18 protein-coding genes and 1 pseudogene are annotated in these 16,436 nt (G+C 33.6%); 10 read left to right on the top strand and 9 right to left on the bottom strand.

Going from position 1 to position 16,436, the window contains the following annotated elements:
• From HPY60_05260 to HPY60_05245, 4 genes and pseudogenes are all read left to right on the top strand, one after another.
• On the top strand, nt 1-157 hold a 157-nt coding region (locus HPY60_05260; GenBank protein ID NPV50588.1), incomplete at its 5' end, for a hypothetical protein.
• 3 nt (nt 158-160) lie between these two features.
• Nucleotides 161-1,390 (top strand): annotated as a pseudogene (locus tag HPY60_05255) (glutamyl-tRNA reductase).
• Entirely contained in the window at nt 1,369-2,325 is a 957-nt protein-coding gene (gene hemB / locus HPY60_05250; protein ID NPV50587.1) for a porphobilinogen synthase, read from the top strand. Before HPY60_05255 ends, hemB begins: the two are co-directional and overlap by 22 nt.
• Nucleotides 2,322-2,966, top strand: coding sequence for a hypothetical protein (locus HPY60_05245; protein ID NPV50586.1), 645 nt, complete (start codon nt 2,322-2,324; stop codon nt 2,964-2,966). Before hemB ends, HPY60_05245 begins: the two co-directional genes overlap by 4 nt.
• A 9-nt stretch (nt 2,967-2,975) precedes the next feature.
• Here HPY60_05245 and HPY60_05240 read toward each other — a convergent pair whose 3' ends face one another.
• The 3 genes from HPY60_05240 to HPY60_05230 are packed head-to-tail and all read right to left on the bottom strand — an operon-like array spanning nt 2,976 to nt 4,521.
• Nucleotides 2,976-3,965, bottom strand: a complete 990-nt coding sequence (locus HPY60_05240) for a tetratricopeptide repeat protein (protein NPV50585.1) — start codon at nt 3,963-3,965, stop codon at nt 2,976-2,978.
• Nucleotides 3,966-3,973: 8 nt separating this feature from the next.
• Nucleotides 3,974-4,138 (bottom strand): hypothetical protein, encoded by a 165-nt coding sequence (locus tag HPY60_05235; GenBank protein ID NPV50584.1) that lies wholly within the window; start codon nt 4,136-4,138, stop codon nt 3,974-3,976.
• Between the two features lie 32 nt (nt 4,139-4,170).
• Nucleotides 4,171-4,521 (bottom strand): response regulator, encoded by a 351-nt coding sequence (locus HPY60_05230; protein NPV50583.1) that lies wholly within the window; start codon nt 4,519-4,521, stop codon nt 4,171-4,173.
• 204 nt (nt 4,522-4,725) lie between these two features.
• Here HPY60_05230 and cfbA point away from each other — a divergent pair, with 204 nt between their 5' ends.
• The 5 genes from cfbA to cfbB are packed head-to-tail and all read left to right on the top strand — an operon-like array spanning nt 4,726 to nt 9,601.
• Nucleotides 4,726-5,109 carry a sirohydrochlorin nickelochelatase gene (gene cfbA, locus HPY60_05225; GenBank protein NPV50582.1) on the top strand — a complete coding sequence of 128 codons (384 nt, stop codon included), beginning with the start codon at nt 4,726-4,728 and terminating at the stop codon, nt 5,107-5,109.
• On the top strand, nt 5,109-6,380 hold the full coding sequence (locus HPY60_05220) for a hypothetical protein (GenBank protein NPV50581.1): 1,272 nt from the start codon (nt 5,109-5,111) through the stop codon (nt 6,378-6,380). Before cfbA ends, HPY60_05220 begins: the two co-directional genes overlap by 1 nt.
• A 13-nt stretch (nt 6,381-6,393) precedes the next feature.
• On the top strand, nt 6,394-7,461 hold the full coding sequence (cfbD, locus tag HPY60_05215; protein NPV50580.1) for a Ni-sirohydrochlorin a,c-diamide reductive cyclase catalytic subunit: 1,068 nt from the start codon (nt 6,394-6,396) through the stop codon (nt 7,459-7,461).
• Entirely contained in the window at nt 7,458-8,249 is a 792-nt protein-coding gene (locus HPY60_05210; GenBank protein NPV50579.1) for a P-loop NTPase, read from the top strand. The genes cfbD and HPY60_05210 overlap by 4 nt, the downstream gene beginning before the upstream one ends.
• 2 nt (nt 8,250-8,251) lie before the next feature.
• On the top strand, nt 8,252-9,601 hold the full coding sequence (gene cfbB, locus HPY60_05205; GenBank protein NPV50578.1) for a Ni-sirohydrochlorin a,c-diamide synthase: 1,350 nt from the start codon (nt 8,252-8,254) through the stop codon (nt 9,599-9,601).
• Between the two features lie 4 nt (nt 9,602-9,605).
• Here the strand turns inward: cfbB and ffh are convergent, their stop codons facing one another.
• The 4 genes from ffh to HPY60_05185 all read right to left on the bottom strand — a co-directional run bounded on the left by ffh (nt 9,606) and on the right by HPY60_05185 (nt 13,030).
• Nucleotides 9,606-10,961 carry a signal recognition particle protein gene (gene ffh / locus HPY60_05200; protein ID NPV50577.1) on the bottom strand — a complete coding sequence of 452 codons (1,356 nt, stop codon included), beginning with the start codon at nt 10,959-10,961 and terminating at the stop codon, nt 9,606-9,608.
• Nucleotides 10,962-11,001: 40 nt separating this feature from the next.
• The gene (locus tag HPY60_05195; GenBank protein ID NPV50576.1) at nt 11,002-11,925 is read right to left on the bottom strand and encodes a MarR family transcriptional regulator; all 924 of its coding nucleotides are present in this window, start codon (nt 11,923-11,925) and stop codon (nt 11,002-11,004) included.
• A 265-nt stretch (nt 11,926-12,190) separates the two neighbouring features.
• Complete coding sequence (locus tag HPY60_05190; GenBank protein NPV50575.1) at nt 12,191-12,418, bottom strand: Lrp/AsnC ligand binding domain-containing protein; 228 nt, start codon at nt 12,416-12,418, stop codon at nt 12,191-12,193.
• Between the two features lie 54 nt (nt 12,419-12,472).
• Nucleotides 12,473-13,030 (bottom strand): metal-dependent hydrolase, encoded by a 558-nt coding sequence (locus HPY60_05185; protein NPV50574.1) that lies wholly within the window; start codon nt 13,028-13,030, stop codon nt 12,473-12,475.
• A 73-nt stretch (nt 13,031-13,103) separates the two neighbouring features.
• Here HPY60_05185 and HPY60_05180 point away from each other — a divergent pair, with 73 nt between their 5' ends.
• Nucleotides 13,104-13,589, top strand: a complete 486-nt coding sequence (locus tag HPY60_05180; GenBank protein NPV50573.1) for a hypothetical protein — start codon at nt 13,104-13,106, stop codon at nt 13,587-13,589.
• Here HPY60_05180 and HPY60_05175 read toward each other — a convergent pair.
• Entirely contained in the window at nt 13,579-14,439 is an 861-nt protein-coding gene (locus tag HPY60_05175; protein NPV50572.1) for a hypothetical protein, read from the bottom strand. The two genes, HPY60_05180 and HPY60_05175, sit on opposite strands and share 11 nt — an antisense overlap.
• Complete coding sequence (locus tag HPY60_05170) at nt 14,387-16,435, bottom strand: WYL domain-containing protein (GenBank protein NPV50571.1); 2,049 nt, start codon at nt 16,433-16,435, stop codon at nt 14,387-14,389. The genes HPY60_05175 and HPY60_05170 overlap by 53 nt, the downstream gene beginning before the upstream one ends.
• Nucleotide 16,436 lies beyond the last annotated feature (1 nt).

The following is a 16,436-nucleotide window of genomic DNA, read 5'->3' as shown; positions in this document are numbered from 1 at the left end:
ATCAACCAAAGGCGAATGCCCATACTATTCCAAAAAACTTAAAGAAGAATTAACTGAATTTATCGATAGTAAGGAAAAGGAAGCAAAAAACTTAATTAATGCTAGAAAAAAAGGAGAAATCCTTGATGAGGCCTATGGAAGAATAAAGAGAGGATAATAGATGTTCCTATTAAACTTTAAAATTACTTATCAGAATGCACCCGTGCATGTAAGAGAAAAATTCTCCTTTTCAAAAAAACATAGAAATGAACTTATGCGGCAAATATGCTGTGAAACTGGGGTAAAAGGATGTGTCATATTAAATACATGCAACAGAACAGAAATATATGCTGTAGCGGACAGAGGGGAATCTATAGAAGGGATCATACTACTTTTGAAAGATATAAGCCCGGATGTTGAGAATTATTTAGAAGTTTCTAGTGGAAATGAAGCAATAAGGCACTTGTTTAGAGTTTCTTCAGGCTTGGAATCCCTAATAATTGGTGAAAATCAGATTCTATCCCAAGTTAAAAATAATTATTTTGAATGTAAGAGCGAATGTTCAACAGATTCTTTATTAGATATAATTTTTAATCAAGCAATAAGAGTGGGAAAACTTGTAAGAACAAAAACGGATATTTCTAAAGGAGGAGTTTCCGTTGGTAGTGCTGCAGTTAAACTTGCTGAGAAAATATTTGGATCATTAATGGATAAAAGAATATTAATCGTTGGAGCAGGGGAGATGAGTTGCCTCATTGCAAAGTCGCTTTCATCGAAAGGTGTTGAAGGAGTATATGTTTCTAATAGAAATTATGAAACAGCAAGAAATATTGCGGAAACTATCGGAGGCCAAGCATTAAAATTTGACTATCTAATAGATCACATCAAAGTTTCAGATCTTGTTATAACTGCAACTTCTGCACCTCACACAATAATTCATGCAAGCGATATCAAAGAAATAATTAAAGAACTAAATAAAGATCTTGTTATTATTGATATTGCTATACCAAAAGATGTTGATGAATCGGTCGGAGAAATTGAAGGTGTTCACTTATACAATATTGACTCTCTTTCAGAGATAGCAAAAGAGAATATGGAAATAAGGAGAGAAGAAGCAGAAAAAGCCTCCTTAATAGTAGAAGAAGAATTAAAGAAACTTGAAACTAGTCTCAAGGGAATGTTTGTAGAGCCATATATAGCGGATGTCTGGATGAAAGCTGAAGATATAAGGAAAACAGAGCTAGATAGGGCATTAAAGATGTTAAGAACAAATAATGAAAAAGAAATAATGATTATAGAAGATCTTACAAAGGCCATCGTTTCTAAGGTACTTCACAAACCTGTCAGAGATTTAAGGGAGAAGGTATACAATAATTTGGAGGCGGTAGAATCTTTCCAGAAGTTAGATTAAGAAGACTAAGAAAAAATGAAAAATTAAGAGAACTACTTAAAGAACACGATGTAAACTCAAGTGATCTAATTTATCCCATATTTGTCCATGAAAAAAATGAAGTTGAAGAAATACCGTCTATGCCTGGACAATTTAGGTATCCCATTTCAGAGTTGAAATCCATAACAAAAAAAGTCGAGGATCTTGGAATTCCAGGAGTCTTACTTTTTGGTATGCCTGACAAAAAAGATGAGGTTGGTAGTGAAGCATATAACGATAAAGGGATTGTTCAAAAGGCCATAAGGACTATAAAAGAAAAAACAGACCTTCTTATAATAACGGATATTTGTCTTTGCCAGTACACTTCACATGGTCACTGTGGGATAGTTTGCGAGGGAACTATAAAAAATGATGATACACTTAAATTATTATCAAAAACTGCATTATCTCATGCAAAAGCAGGTGCAGATATAGTGGCCCCATCCGACATGATGGATGGAAGAGTAAAAGCAATAAGGGCAGAATTGGATAAAAATTCTTTTGAGGATATTTTGATTATGTCCTATGCTGCAAAATACTTATCTTCATTTTACGGACCTTTTAGAGAAGCCGCACATTCTGCACCCGTCTTTGGAGATCGAAGAACATACCAAATGGAACCGGCAAATATATTGGAAGCTTTGAGAGAAGTTGAGCTTGATATTAAAGAAGGCGCAGATATAATTATGGTGAAGCCTGCTTTACCGTATCTTGATGTGATTTATAGAGTAAAAGAAAGGTTTGAAATGCCAACAGCAGCATATAATGTTAGTGGAGAATATTCGATGGTAAAAGCAGCGTCGAAAATGGGTTGGATAGACGAAAATAAAGTAATCAAAGAGTTGCTTTTAGGAATAAAGCGTGCTGGAGCAGATTTAATAATATCGTACTTTGCATTGGAGTACGCATCTCTATGAATAGTTTCGAAATATATAATATTTTAAAAAATCATTTTGGTGAAGTTGGCAGCTGGTGGCCCAAAGATGGGCCTTTTGAAGTCATTATTGGCGCTATTTTAACTCAACAATCCACATGGACAAATGTAGAAAAGGCATTAAGAAATCTAAAAGAAGCAAATGTTCTTACACCAGAGGGCATAGTATCATTACCTTTGGACACTCTGAAAGAACTAATTAAGCCTAGTGGTTTTTTTAATCAAAAGGCAGAAAGACTTAGAAAAGTTTCAGAATATCTCATAGAAAATTATAATGGAGAGCTTGATTTACTATTTGCCAAAGATAAGGAAAATCTAAGAAAAGAACTATTAGAATTAAAAGGAATAGGAAGAGAAACAGCAGATAGCATTATTCTTTATGCTGCAGAAAAAAATGAATTTGTTGTGGATGCATATACAAAGAGATTATACTCAAGATTAAGTATCATAGAAGAAGAAATTGACTATGAAAATCTAAAGAATCATATAATAAGAGAGATTCCTGAAGAATTATTGCTATATCAAGAGTTTCATGGGCTTATAGTATTATTAGGAAAGAATATATGTAAGAAAAAAAATCCAAATTGCAAAGAATGCCCGCTTAGTTCAAAATGTAAATATTAAATAGAAAATTTAGCCATTCTTGAAGGCTTTTTTGTATATACTTTTTGCACTTTCAGAAAATCTTTTTGCGTCTTCCGTTCTACCTTGGGATTCATACATCTCGGCGAGATTCAACATTGCCATTGCTACATCAGGATTAGCACTGCCAAATACTTTCTCCAAAACTAGAAGCCCTTTCTTGAAATAAAATTCTGCTTCTTCATACCTTTCTTTTGCCCGGTATAATCCTGCAACGTTGTTTAAGAAAGTCACGAAAGAAGGATGATTTTCGCCCAAAGTATTTTGGCATATACTTATTGCTTCTTTGAAGTAACGCTCTGCATCGTCATATTGCCCCATCCCTTCTTTTACCAAAGCAATATTATTAAAGGTCATGGCATTATAGTGATGATTTAGCCCATAAGTTTTTTCATCGATCATCAAGACTTCCCTGTAAAGTTTTTCAGCTTCTTCATAATTCCCTTCAAGATAGTAAATTCCGGCGATATTATTTATGGCTGTTGCAATGTCGGGATGGTCGGGACCATAAGCAATCTTCCAAATTTCAAATGCCCTCTTGTATAGTTTTAGTGCATCGTCATACTGGCACTTAATCTTATATATTTCTGCAAGATTGTTCAAAGAAGAGCCGATATTTGGATCCTTAACATTCTTATTATGTTCAAAAATCTCAATAGCCTTTCTGTATAGAGACTCTGCTTCATTAAATCTTTTCTCTAAACGGTAAAGGTCAGCCAAATTGTTATAGCTTGTAGCAGTTTCTAGATGGTTCTGGCCAAATGCTTTTTCCTTAATCTCTAAAGATCTTTTGTATAAAGGTTCTGCTTCTTTATATTTGCCTCTTGATACGTATATCCCTGCAAGATTGTTCAGGCAAGTAGCAATGTCAGGATCATCTGGGCCTAGATTATGTTCCCATATCTCTAATGCGTTTATAGAAAGAGATTCGGCCTCGGCAAATTTTCCTTGAACATCATATATCAATGAGAGATTGTTCATAGAAATTGCTACTTTGGTGCTATCTTTCCCGTAGATTTTTTTGCAATATCAATAGAAAGCTTTGCAAGTTCTGCAGCTTCGTTGTACTTACCTTCTCGATAATTTGTTATAGCTTTGTAGGTAGTATTGTCCCATAGTGCATCATAGGCTTTTCCCTCATTTTTAGAGACCAATTCATTACCTCGATTATACTAGTATATAAAAACTAAATAGATTTATATTTCTCTATTATATCTTTCAGCTCGTTAAATCTAACTGGCTTTCTCAAAACTTCTTTAGCTCCTGCTTCTAAAGCCTTGGAGCCTATAGTAGAGCCATAAGCAGTGATTGCAATTATTTTTGCTTTTGGATCAATTTGGATAATTTCCTTAGTCGCATCAATCCCACTTTTCTTTGGAAGTTTTAAATCCATAAGGACTATATCTGGCTTATGTTCTTTGTAGAGGGATACAGCCGATTCGCCATCTGAAGCGGTAAATAAAGTATCTCCTTCTAAGAATTCTTGGTAAAATTCAGATAAATCTTTATAATCTTCCACTATTAAAATTTTAGACATAAAATCACTCTAATCTAAAATATCTATTTTCTGTATGTATTTATCGTATAAAAACTTTGTCATGGAAAACGATAGACTTTTAATTGGTACTAATTTAACCCAATTGGAACTTATCCTTTCAACAAAAACTTTAAAAGTCCTAGAAAGTATGATAAGTAACACAAAATCTAAATAAAGTAACACGATACGTTTGAGGTGTAATAAATGAAAGGTGCAATATTAGTTGGACATGGAAGTAGGCTCAGCTACAACAAAGAGCTCTTAACAAAATTATCTGAAATTTTTAAAGAATATTTCGACGGAAATATTATTGAGATTGGATTTATGGAAATGAATACTCCAAAGATAATGGACGCAGTAAAAAGTGCCGTAAAAAAAGGGGCTGATGAATTGTACATAGTTCCAGTTTTTTTGGCAAAAGGTGTCCATACAACAGAAGATATACCTGGTGAAGTCGGTGGTTTCGAAAACGGAAAAAGTACAATCGATATTGAGGGAAAGAAGGTTAGACTCATTTACTGTGAACCCATCGGACCTGACAGAAGAATTGCTGAGATTCTTTGGGACAGAGTAAAGGAAAAATATTAATGAAAAAATTCATTATACTTGATATAAATCATGGAGGAGATTACCTAGCTTCTATCCTTAAAGATAAAGGCTACGAAGTAATTGTCTATGACATATATCAAAAGAGAGGGGAAAAACGACAAAAACTCAACCAAAAAGGAATTAGGGTTTTTGAATCTGTTGATGGACATTATCCAGACTACACCGTCTCATATCCTGTCCATTGCCCCGATCATTTTCTTTCTTCTTTTTCTAACAATGCTAAATTAACTCACCACGAACTAGTAAATTTTCTATTTAACGGCGAAAATAATACAATTGAGATAACAGGCTCAAAGGGTAAAACAACAACTGCATATACCTTAGCTTTTCTTCTGTCATTTGAAGAAGAATTGTTGCTAAACTCTTCAAGAGGTTTTGAAAGTTTTCTAAATGGTGAAACTAAGTCAATAGAAAAAACAAATTCTATATCTGCTGGATATACGGCAAAAATATTGTCTAATGGTTACTCGAGATGCCAAGTTTTTGAAGAGAGTCTAGGGGTATGTGGAGTGGGCAATATATCAATTCTAACAAGTATAAATCCAATTTATAACATAAAAGGCGGGAATGGTAATTCTCTAGATGCAAAAAAGCAATTATTTCAATTATCAAAAGAAAATATTATTATCGATTTGAAAGATAAAACTGCAAATGATTTAGCTAATAAATATGAAAAAGATGTTTTTCGAATATGGGAAGATGTAAAAATAGAAATTCCGGATTATTTAGAAATCGGGAAGGATGTTAGTACTAGTATTTTTTTTAAAGATATAGAATTGAAATCCAAATTTAACGGGAATTATATTATAGTAGGTTATCTAAATCCTATATTGTTTAGCTTTATGGCCTTAAAGATACTCAACAAAAATCTAGAAAAAGCTTCTTATCATATGTCAAATTATAAAGGTGTTAATAATAGGCTATCAGTTGTTACTGAAAATAATTATACTAAAATAATCGATAAATCTGGAGGATTCTCAGAAGAAAGTCTAAGATATATTTTATCTCTTCTAAAAAAGAATTACGATATGTTTTATAAAAACATTAATCTATGTATTGATTTAACTAATGTATCACATTGCCAAAAAATAGATGTCTATCTATTAGATAGTGTAATTGGAGAATTTGGAAATCTTATAGACAATGCATTTTTAGTGGGAGACTATGATTTTGAAAGATTTAAATACCTAAAAAATAGCACTGAACTAAATATACAAAAAGGGGACCTTTTAATTGAATGTGGTAAGTGATAAGATGAATATTTTGACTCCAAGACCTAATCCGATAGTTGCAGCCTTGTACACATTAAGAGATCTTGATGTTGATGTTGCAGTATTACATGGGCCCTCTGGATGTGGATTTCGTGCAGCTAGATTATTAGAGGAAGACGGTATGAAAGTTGTAACGACTTCTATGTCTGAAGAGGATTTAATTTTTGGTGCCAGCGATAAACTAATCGAAGTATTGAATGAAGTTGATGAGCTTTTTTCACCGAGGACAATAGGAGTTGTTGGTTCTTGTGTGAGCATGATTATTGGGGAGAATGTAAAGAAAGCTATAATTGATTCTGGATTAAAGGATAAAGCGTTCTTTGTTGAAATTCACGGTTGTATGGGGGCAAATACAAGAGGGGCAATAGAAACTTTGAAAGCTGCAATGGAATTTGGCCTAATTGATGAAAAAGAGTTTCAAAGACAGGAAAAGATGCTTCTTTTAGCAACTGAAGTCGAATCAAATAGCGGTATGGCAAAATCAAAGTATACTAGGCCCTCAAGAGGTGCAGAACTTAAAACTGTTGCAGAATATATAGTCAATCTATTAAAAGATAATAAAAAAATAGCAGTTATTCTAAATGCAAAGAAAGAAACTGCATACCTTTTTGCTGATGTTCCACTTTCAATAAATTTGGCCTCTAAAAAACTAGGCGGATCAATTATAAACGTAGGTAATCTTTCTACTGAAGTAGGACTCTCAAGAATCAAAAGATATGCCGAGGATATCAAAAAAGAGTTTGAATCAAATGAAATTTCTATTGATTTTATTTCTGGAGGTATGGACGAGTATCCTATAGCTGGTAAAAATGCAATATCATATCTTAATGACAAGGATTTTGACCTTCTTGTTGCAGTAGGTATACCTCAAGCCTTGCCTCTTATAGATAAAGAATCAATAGCAGTCACAAATGGCCCAAGAGAAGTACACCCGCTAGAAGATGCAGGATATAAATATGTGACAGTTGAAATTGCTTCACACTCAACTGTTATGGGTACAAGGGAAATAGTTCTTAGTGAACTTGGTGAGGCAATAAGAAAAGCTGCAGGGATTCAATGAAACAGATTGCGATATATGGAAAAGGTGGAATAGGAAAATCATCAATTTCTTCAAATCTTTCAGTTAATTTAGCTTCCGAAGGATACGAGGTATTACTTATTGGTTGTGATCCGAAGAGTGACAGTACTATTAATCTCTTTGAAGGTAGAAGAATAGATACAGTGCTAGATTTATACAAAAAAGGGATTACCGACCCAGATAAACTAGTTTTTGAAGGGTATAATGGAGTAAAAGGTGTTGAGGTGGGAGGCCCCGCTGCAGGTGTAGGCTGTGCAGGAAGAGGGATTCTAGTTGCTTTAAAAACTCTTAACAAAGATTACTACCTTGAAAAAGGATTTGATATTGTAATATACGATGTCCCCGGAGATGTTGTATGCGGGGGTTTTGCAGGCCCAGCAAGAGAAGGGTATGCAGATGAGATCTACATAGTTACAAGTGGAGAGTATCTCTCAATATATGCGGCAAATAATATTGCAAAGGGATTATTTAATTTGAAAGTAAAGATGGGCGGAATAATAGGCAATATGAGGGGCATCCAGAAAGAAGAAGAGAAAATTCAATCTTATGCGGAAGAGATAGACTCTCAAATGATCAAAGCTGTTGAAAGAAATCCCAAAATATATGAAAGTGAAATTGAGGGTAAAACTGTTCTAGAAAAATATCCAAATGATCCTCTAAATTTAAAATTTAAAGAGATTGGAGAAAAAATTTTTGAAAATAAAAAAGCTAAAGTTCCAAATCCAACAACAGATGAAAAAATAAGATCAATACTTGGAGGCCTCTATTGAACATACCTAGGGTCGTAATTGCTGGAACTGCATCTGGGGTTGGCAAGACTTCAATTTCTTGTGGAATAATGAAAGCTTTATCAAAGAAAAATGATGTTGCGCCTTTCAAAGTAGGGCCAGATTTCATTGACCCCATATATCACAGATTTGCCACAGGAAACTTCTCGAGGAATCTTGATACTTTTTTTATGGAAAAAGATGCACTGATAGAGAATTTCCAAAGAGGTACCAAAAAGAAAGACATAGCTATAATTGAAGGTGTGAGAGGTCTGTACGAAGGGATAGATCCAATAGGTGAAGTGGGCTCGACATCTCACGTTTCAAAGATTTTAGATTCTCCTGTAATCCTAGTTATGAACACTCGTTCACTGACAAAAAGTGCTGCCGCTTACATTAAAGGATTTCAAGCTCTAGATCCAAATGTAAAAATTAGGGGAGTTATACTAAATCAAGTTAGAGACGAAACGCACTTTAAGAAATTAAAAATAGCTATAGAAACTTTTACTGACGTTGAAATTGTGGGCTATGTTGAACGTGGCGCGATATCACTAAGCTCAAGGCATCTTGGACTCGTTCCATTAATTGAAAGAGAAGATAAAGAAGAAGTTATGGAAAATCTTGGAAAAGAGATTGAAAATAGCATTGACATTAATAAAATAAAAGATATAGCCAAAGAAGCAGAAGATTTAGAAAAAAAAGAAGGGCATTTGTTTCAAATAAATCCAGAATTAAAAAATAATAGAATTACTATTGGTATACCATTTGATAAGGCCTTCAGCTTTTACTATAAAGAAAACATCGAAGCTTTAGAGGAAAATGGGGCTAAAATATCATATTTTAAACCTACCGAAGGGGATAATTTACCTGACGCCGACGGTTACTATATCGGAGGTGGATACCCTGAAATATACCCAGAAAACATCTCCAATAATACTAGTTTTTTAAAAGATTTAAAATCTGCTTTTGAAGAATCAAAACCGATATATGGCGAATGCGGTGGACTAATGGTATTATCCAAATACATTGAAGTAGAGAATAAAAAATATCCTATGGCGGGAATATTTGATGAAGGAACATTAATGAAAAAAAGTAAGCAAGGACTAAGCTATGTTATTGCTGAACCCACCGATAAACATTTCTTCTTAAAAGATATAGTTAAAGGTCACGAATTTCATTATTCTAAAATGGAGCCTATACCGCAAAAGGATTTTGCATACAAGATAATAAGGGGTAAGGGCATTAATAATGGTATGGATGGATTAATAAGAAACAAATGTATCGGATCATATCTACACATCCATATCGGCGGCGCCCCTTCTTGGGCTTCTTCCTTCCTAGAAAGTATATCATAATAAGTTACATTTCGAAGCCAGGTGGCATCATAGGCATTTTTCCCTTCATTCCTCTTAGTTGTCTTTTGTTCATGCCTTTTAAGAACTTCTTAATCATTGCGTACTGATTTAGAAGTTCTTTTACATCTCCCTGATTTGTACCAGAACCTCTTGAAATTCTTCTTATACGTTCATGGTTAATTAATTTAGGATTTTTCTTTTCCTGCATAGTCATTGAATCCATTATTATCCTAAACTTTGTAAGTTTCTCTTCTCCAACTTCAACCATATCTGTTGGTAGATTTGAACCCATTCCAGGTATCATAGATAAAACTTGTTTCAATGGCCCCATCTTACTTACCATCTCAAGTTGGCTATACATATCGAAAAGATCAAATTTTCCCGATAGAATCTTATCTTTGTCAAGTTTTGAATAATCTTCTGCCTCAGAAGCCTCTTTTACTTTCTCCAAAAGAGTCTCAAGATCCCCAAGACCCAATAATCGTGAAACAAATCTTTTCGGATCGAACGGTTCGATGGCATCGATTCTTTCCCCAGTTCCAATAAATTTAATAGGAGCGCCTGTTGCTGCTGCAGCAGATAGTGCCCCTCCACCTTTTGCTGAACCGTCAAGCTTTGTTACTATTATAGATCCTACGTTAGTTGCATTTGCAAATCCTTCAGCTTGAACGAAAGCCTGCTGACCAATCGTACCATCTATAACAAGTGTAACTTCATCAGGATTAATTGTAGTAGAGATTTCCGTCATCTCATCTATAAGGCCCTTTTCTTCCCTATGCCTTCCTGCTGTATCGACAAGGATTATGTCTGAAACTTTTTCCTTAAAGTGTTTTACCCCTTCTCTTGCCAATTTAATGCTGTCCTTTTCTTTAGGATCGCCAAACACAGGTATGTTATTTTCAGAACAGAACTGTTTCAACTGCTCAAAAGCCCCAGGCCTCCACGTATCGGCTCCAACGACGCCTACCTTAAAACCTCTTTTTTGGTAGAATCTTGCAAGTTTTCCAGTAGTTGTAGTCTTTCCGCTTCCCTGGATACCAACCATGAGGACTACTTTTCCCTTCTTATCGGGGAGGTGTTCTTTTTTGGTATCTGAGCCCATAAACTTTGAAAGCTCTTCGTAAACAATTTTTATAATGTGTTCCTTTCTAGACACGCCCTTAGGCAATTTTTCTTCCATCGCTCTTGATTCTATATTTTTTGATAGTTCAAAAACTAGCTTAACATTAACATCAGATAATAAAAGTGCTTTTTGAATATCCTTGACTAATTCCTTAATTAGAGATTCGTCGACTACGCCTGCCTTTGTTAACTTTCTCAATGCCCCGCTTAAAGCGCCTGAAAGGGAGTCTAAGACCATATATACACCTAACTTAAGACATTAATTTTCTTATAAAAAACTAATGGTCAATTTTCTTTTTTAAAGTAATGACAAATGTTCTACCAATCGGTTCTCTTTCAATAAGCTCCTTTTTTTCAAGATTTGTTAGAATTTTAGTAATTTTGGCTTTTGAAAATCCTGTTAAACTAGATAGCCTTTTTTGTTTCATCTTGCCACCCTCATTTTTCAATATGTCGCATATAATCATTTCATCCTCTGAAAGAAGAGAAGGCGGAATTTTAACATCTGGCTCTTTATGTGAAGACCTATAAAAAAGAAATACCCCTATTGAAATTAAACATATCATGACAAATGCCAAAGGGATTAGGATAGTGGTACCAAATCCGTTATTTTGCACAAGCGAGCTATATTTAATTTTAAACATCGTTGGAGTTTGAGGTGACTTCATCTCCCACAGAACAATGATTCGTTTACCGTCACTTTGTAAGTATGTAGGTTCTGGGATAATTGAAGAAATATCCTCGCTATTAACCCCATATGCTTGTGGAAGTTTTATTCTAAAAATCAGATTTTTGACATTCGGGTAAACTAACTCCCTCGTATAGATTAGATCATTTTTCTTTACCTCAATAGCGTTTGATAAGGTATAGCTTACCTTTATACTATTTAATTCATTAGGTATTAATTTTATTTTCTGACCTGATGTAGTATTAAGCAACTCATCATTAAATAAAATATCTAAGTTTTTGTAATCATTTGGGAGGTAAAGATTAAACTCAATTTCTTCTTTTGGATAGATAATTATATCAATCGATTCTTTTAAGGATCGGTCTTCCATTATCTCTACATCAATTTTGAGATAAGTAATTTCAAGTTGCTGATTTTCGGAAAAAGTAGGATTAACAGATAAGAAAGCAGTAACAAAAAAGAATGTTAACAATAAAGAGAGGAATTTAAGAGTTTTTTTCTGATCTTTTTCCATAATATTACCTAATATAAAAATATATGCAAATCATTATAATGTCTTACAAGGATAATTAAAATATAACATTTTTTGGACTAAAATTATATATAAGGTTTTAGATAAATGAAAATATATTAGAATTCAATAATAATACTTTAATTTAAAATATACTGAAAGAACCTTTTAGAACCGGCCATCAATAATAATACTAATTTAGATATCCTTAGCTCAATATGCAACATATTAAATAAAAAATATAACCTATTAGCCGGTTCTTTAGAGCTTATAATGCAATCATTGTTGAAGTCATTTGGACCCCATCAATGTTCCTAATCTTCTCTGTAAGGAACGGATCAAGGTCTTTTAACTGCTCCACATTTACCTTAACAACGATGTCATATTCGCCATATACAATATATGCTTCCTCAACTTCCTTCATACTCTTTAGACTTTCAAGTATCTTCTTTTCTTTTCCAGCATCCCCCACGATGAGGGCAAAAGCAACAACCATTATATCACCTATTATAATAATGAATTTAGATATTTAAAACTTTTTATGGAACGACTAGAAGTAACTTATTATATCTCTAACTAATTTAATGGAATTTTCAGGAGAAGATTCTAATCCTGTAAATATCCCGGTTGCAACTATCAGTATAAGTAAAAAAATTGAAGAAATCTCTATTGCCATATTTGCAAAAGAATTATCATACCTTAATCGTCCCCCAATCAAGGGGAAATGAACATGTTTTCTCTTGCCAAAAGGATAGTACAATGGTACACCCCATGAGGTGAGGCTATCTGCAAGAGTATGTGAAAAAACGGCAATTGAAGCAACAAGAGCAGAATCCCATGTGAAAAAATTAGAAAAAAACCCCCCGTATTCGATTACAGATAAGATTAGAATACTAGAAAATACTAAAATTGATGTGAATATAGAATGTGTAAATCCATTTCTGTGCTTTTTGATAAATATGTCTAGGTCCGGAAGAATCCCAAAAATAGCTCCAAGAATAATAAGATCTCCTAAAGGTAACTCCGTCTTTATCCCAATGGCAATTAGGATAAGTATGGTGATGCCAGCCGATAACATGCCCAAAGCTATATGGGTTCTTCTTTTCATGAAATGAAATTTAGTATTTTTTTTATATGGCTTGTGCCAAATAGTTTTTAAACTAATCATTAGGATATCATCCATGAAAATAATGGGTGCTATTCTACTTCTACTAATAGCAGCTTTTCCAATTTCTTGTGAAATGACTTCTCTTATAGTCCCATTAAATGATGGAGATATTCCTAAGGAGATTAAACCTTTTCTAAAAGAAGGATACAGAATCTATTTTCAAGGCTTTGAAGAAAATCTCGTTGAATTCATATGTTATGATGAAAATTCAGCTTCCTTACTACTGAATGAATTCTTAGCCTCGAGGGGCGGGTATAAGATTCAAGAATCCAAGGAGTATTCTTACAATGGGATCGATGGTTACTCGTTCACTTCTACATGGGGCAAGGGGTATGTTTTAATCAGAAAGAATAAGGTATATCTATTTAATTCCCCTTCTGAAAATACAGATAATCTTAAAATCCTAATGGAAAATAAATTCGGAAAAGAATACCCTTATCAATATTTAGCCTTGTTATTAGTACCTATTGGATTGATTCTCTACAGAATTATGAAATGAACTTTTCTATCTTTTCACAAAGCTCTTTTATCTCATTTTTTTCCATTCCATAAAGTTTGATGGTTTCTATTACAAAACCTTTTTCTTTTGTGCGATCGTACCTTGGGCACTTGGTAAAAAGCGATTTCCCACTTTTTGGTTTAATTTCTTTGTTTAACGCCTCAAGAGTCTTATTGGGATTTTCATTTCTAACAAAAATAGAAAATGATTTGGGATCATTATAGGGTATGTCGAGCGAAGATTTATGGAATATTTGTGCCATATCCCTTAATGCATCCAATTTTTCTTTTGAATTTTCAACTTCATCGATAAGTTTTAGGAAGTAACTTTCAGGCATTTTTGAAAGGGCCATTACTTTTTCTGATTCTTCAAGGTCGATGTCGGAAGAAACTCCGACAAATCCACCGTATCCGCACTCCAATATCTTTGGGCTACCTGTTGAACAATATACTATATCGGCCCAGCCAAATTCTTTATCTGAGAATACCCCAGATATATCTTCAATTGAAATAATCCCCTGATTCATTAATTCTTCACAAATCTTTTTAGAAGGATTAGATTTTAAGTACCCGGATAACGAGGAGAATAAATAAACATCAAATTCTTTTTTAAATCTTGGAACAATGACCCCATTATCAGTAGGCATTTCAATATAATTTTTTTTCAGTAGTTTTGGAATCTCAAGGAAACCCTTAAATCCTCCCTGATCGGGTATTCCTATTCTAGATATGTTAGAATCAAAAAGGATAGAAAAAAGACCAAATGTTGCAGAGTTTACAAAAAATATTTTGTAATCTTTATTTAGGAATTGGGATATCCTTTTTCTTAGACTCAGAATAGTCTCTTCCATATTTTCTCCACCAGTTTTTAACTGTAAAGTTATCAGGCCTTAAAAATTCATTGTTTTCTATGGAGAGGTCAGATATTACATCAACCCTCAAAGCTTTGATGCATTTTTCAGCTGTGTCATATCCAACAAGATATCTCTTCTCTGCCACTACGACGCCTAAGGGATTGATCCTTGATGTCCTAGATACCTTGTCCTCAAGATCAAAATATGATAAAAGAACAGATTTTTTTCTTTTTGATGCTTCGATTAAGTCTCTTGTTATATTTGGCCTGATATCCATACTCCTTTCAAATCCTTCTTCTCTAAAGAAATATTCCGTATCTTCTTTCTTTAACCCAGTTAAGTACCCTTCCTTAATAGATTTGATCTCAGATTTCAAATCAATATTTTCAGAAGATTTTTCTAGAAAGGATTCTTTCTTTTCATCGTATCCTTCAATGTGAATCTGTATAAATATCCCATTCTTCTCCAAAATCTCTCTTATCTTTGGAATATTCTCTTCTTTTATCAGAATAATGTTTGGTTCGATAGACTGTTCAATATAATTTTGGATCCTCTTGTTTATTTCCAAGAATAGAGGCATGTCATTTACTACTATGAATATACCCTTGAAGGCCCTTACTTTCCCATATTTAGAAGCCCAGTCCCTAAGTTGGTATATAACATTCTGAGGTATGTCATTAGAAGAGTATTTTTTCAAAAAGCTAATTATTCTATCAAGAGAAAATCCAGATTCGATACCTTTCATAATCGTTTCTGACGTTATCTGATACAAACTTACTATATCAGCTTTCTGTATGTCGGCAAATCTATTCAAATCAAAAAGCGCAATTTTATCTATCTCTTCAGATAAAACAGATATCTCAAAGTTTGGAGTCATGAAAAGAATCTTTTTCTGCTCTACTTTATTGCTCTTATCTAAGTAAATTGTGGGCTCTTTTGAAGCTTTTCTTTCTAAAGTCAAAAGCTCCTTACCAAACTCAGTGAGCGAGAAAGAAATCATTTTCCCATCTTTAAACCCGCCATCGACTATCCCCAACCACAGTAGATAATCAGATATTACCTTTTCAAAGAATTTATCGTCAAAATAAATCCAACGATTTTCATCTTTTTCATCAAATAGCATATTCTGTAATTTTTTAATAAAAGATTTAATGTAGATATTTTTTCCAACTTCTACTTTCTTAATCGCGTCAAGGACGATTCTAATGTTGAGCTCATTTACCCTACTTATGAAAATTTCCTTTCTCTTAAAACCTTCAATGCTCTCAAGTCCGAAAAAGATATACTTGAAGAACAATCGAATTAGGTCTTCATCTGTTATAGGGAGAATCTCATTAATCTTATCGGTGAGTATATACTGATCTCCAGATATCTTGATTAGGCCAAAATCAAGAGCAAGACTTTCGATAAACTGGGACCTTGACTCATTTTTTATGTGGAGCTTTTCAATGAATCGCTCTTGGTCTTTTTTTGATATTTCCTTTTTGGCTGTGAGTTTCAACTCTTCTTTTGCAACAAAGGATAAAAAAATAATAAGATCTGAAATAAGAAGATTTTTATCTTTTCTAATCTGTAAACTATCGAGAGGTATCTCTTCAGGGATCTTCTTGAAGGTATTGATTAATTTTTCTTTTAGCATAGGATTTATAACATAAGTCTTAATTATCCCATCCATTCCATCCAAAACTAATAGGTTGGTCTCGAGAGTTTTAATAACTTCTTCAAATGTCCAGAAGCTGTATTTTTCAATGAAAATATTTTGGGCGTCTTGCTGTTTCTTAACACCCCCGGCCATAAGTAAAATACCTAGAAATTCCTTTTCCTTAAGAGACAATGAATTAAAAACAGATTCTATATTACTTTCTTTTTCCAAAGCTACCTTTAGAGAGTCAATAATCTGCTCTCTAGGCGTCGTAGGGTCAACCCCCCAAACTTTAAGAGTGTTCTCTATCTGTTTTGCAGATAACTCCTTAACCTTTTCCCATGCGTCCAAT

The organism is Methanofastidiosum sp. (assembly GCA_013178285.1).
Classification (GTDB): domain Archaea; phylum Methanobacteriota_B; class Thermococci; order Methanofastidiosales; family Methanofastidiosaceae; genus Methanofastidiosum.
Note: the sequence above shows the minus strand (reverse complement) of the source record. Positions and strands in the feature narration are given on the sequence as shown.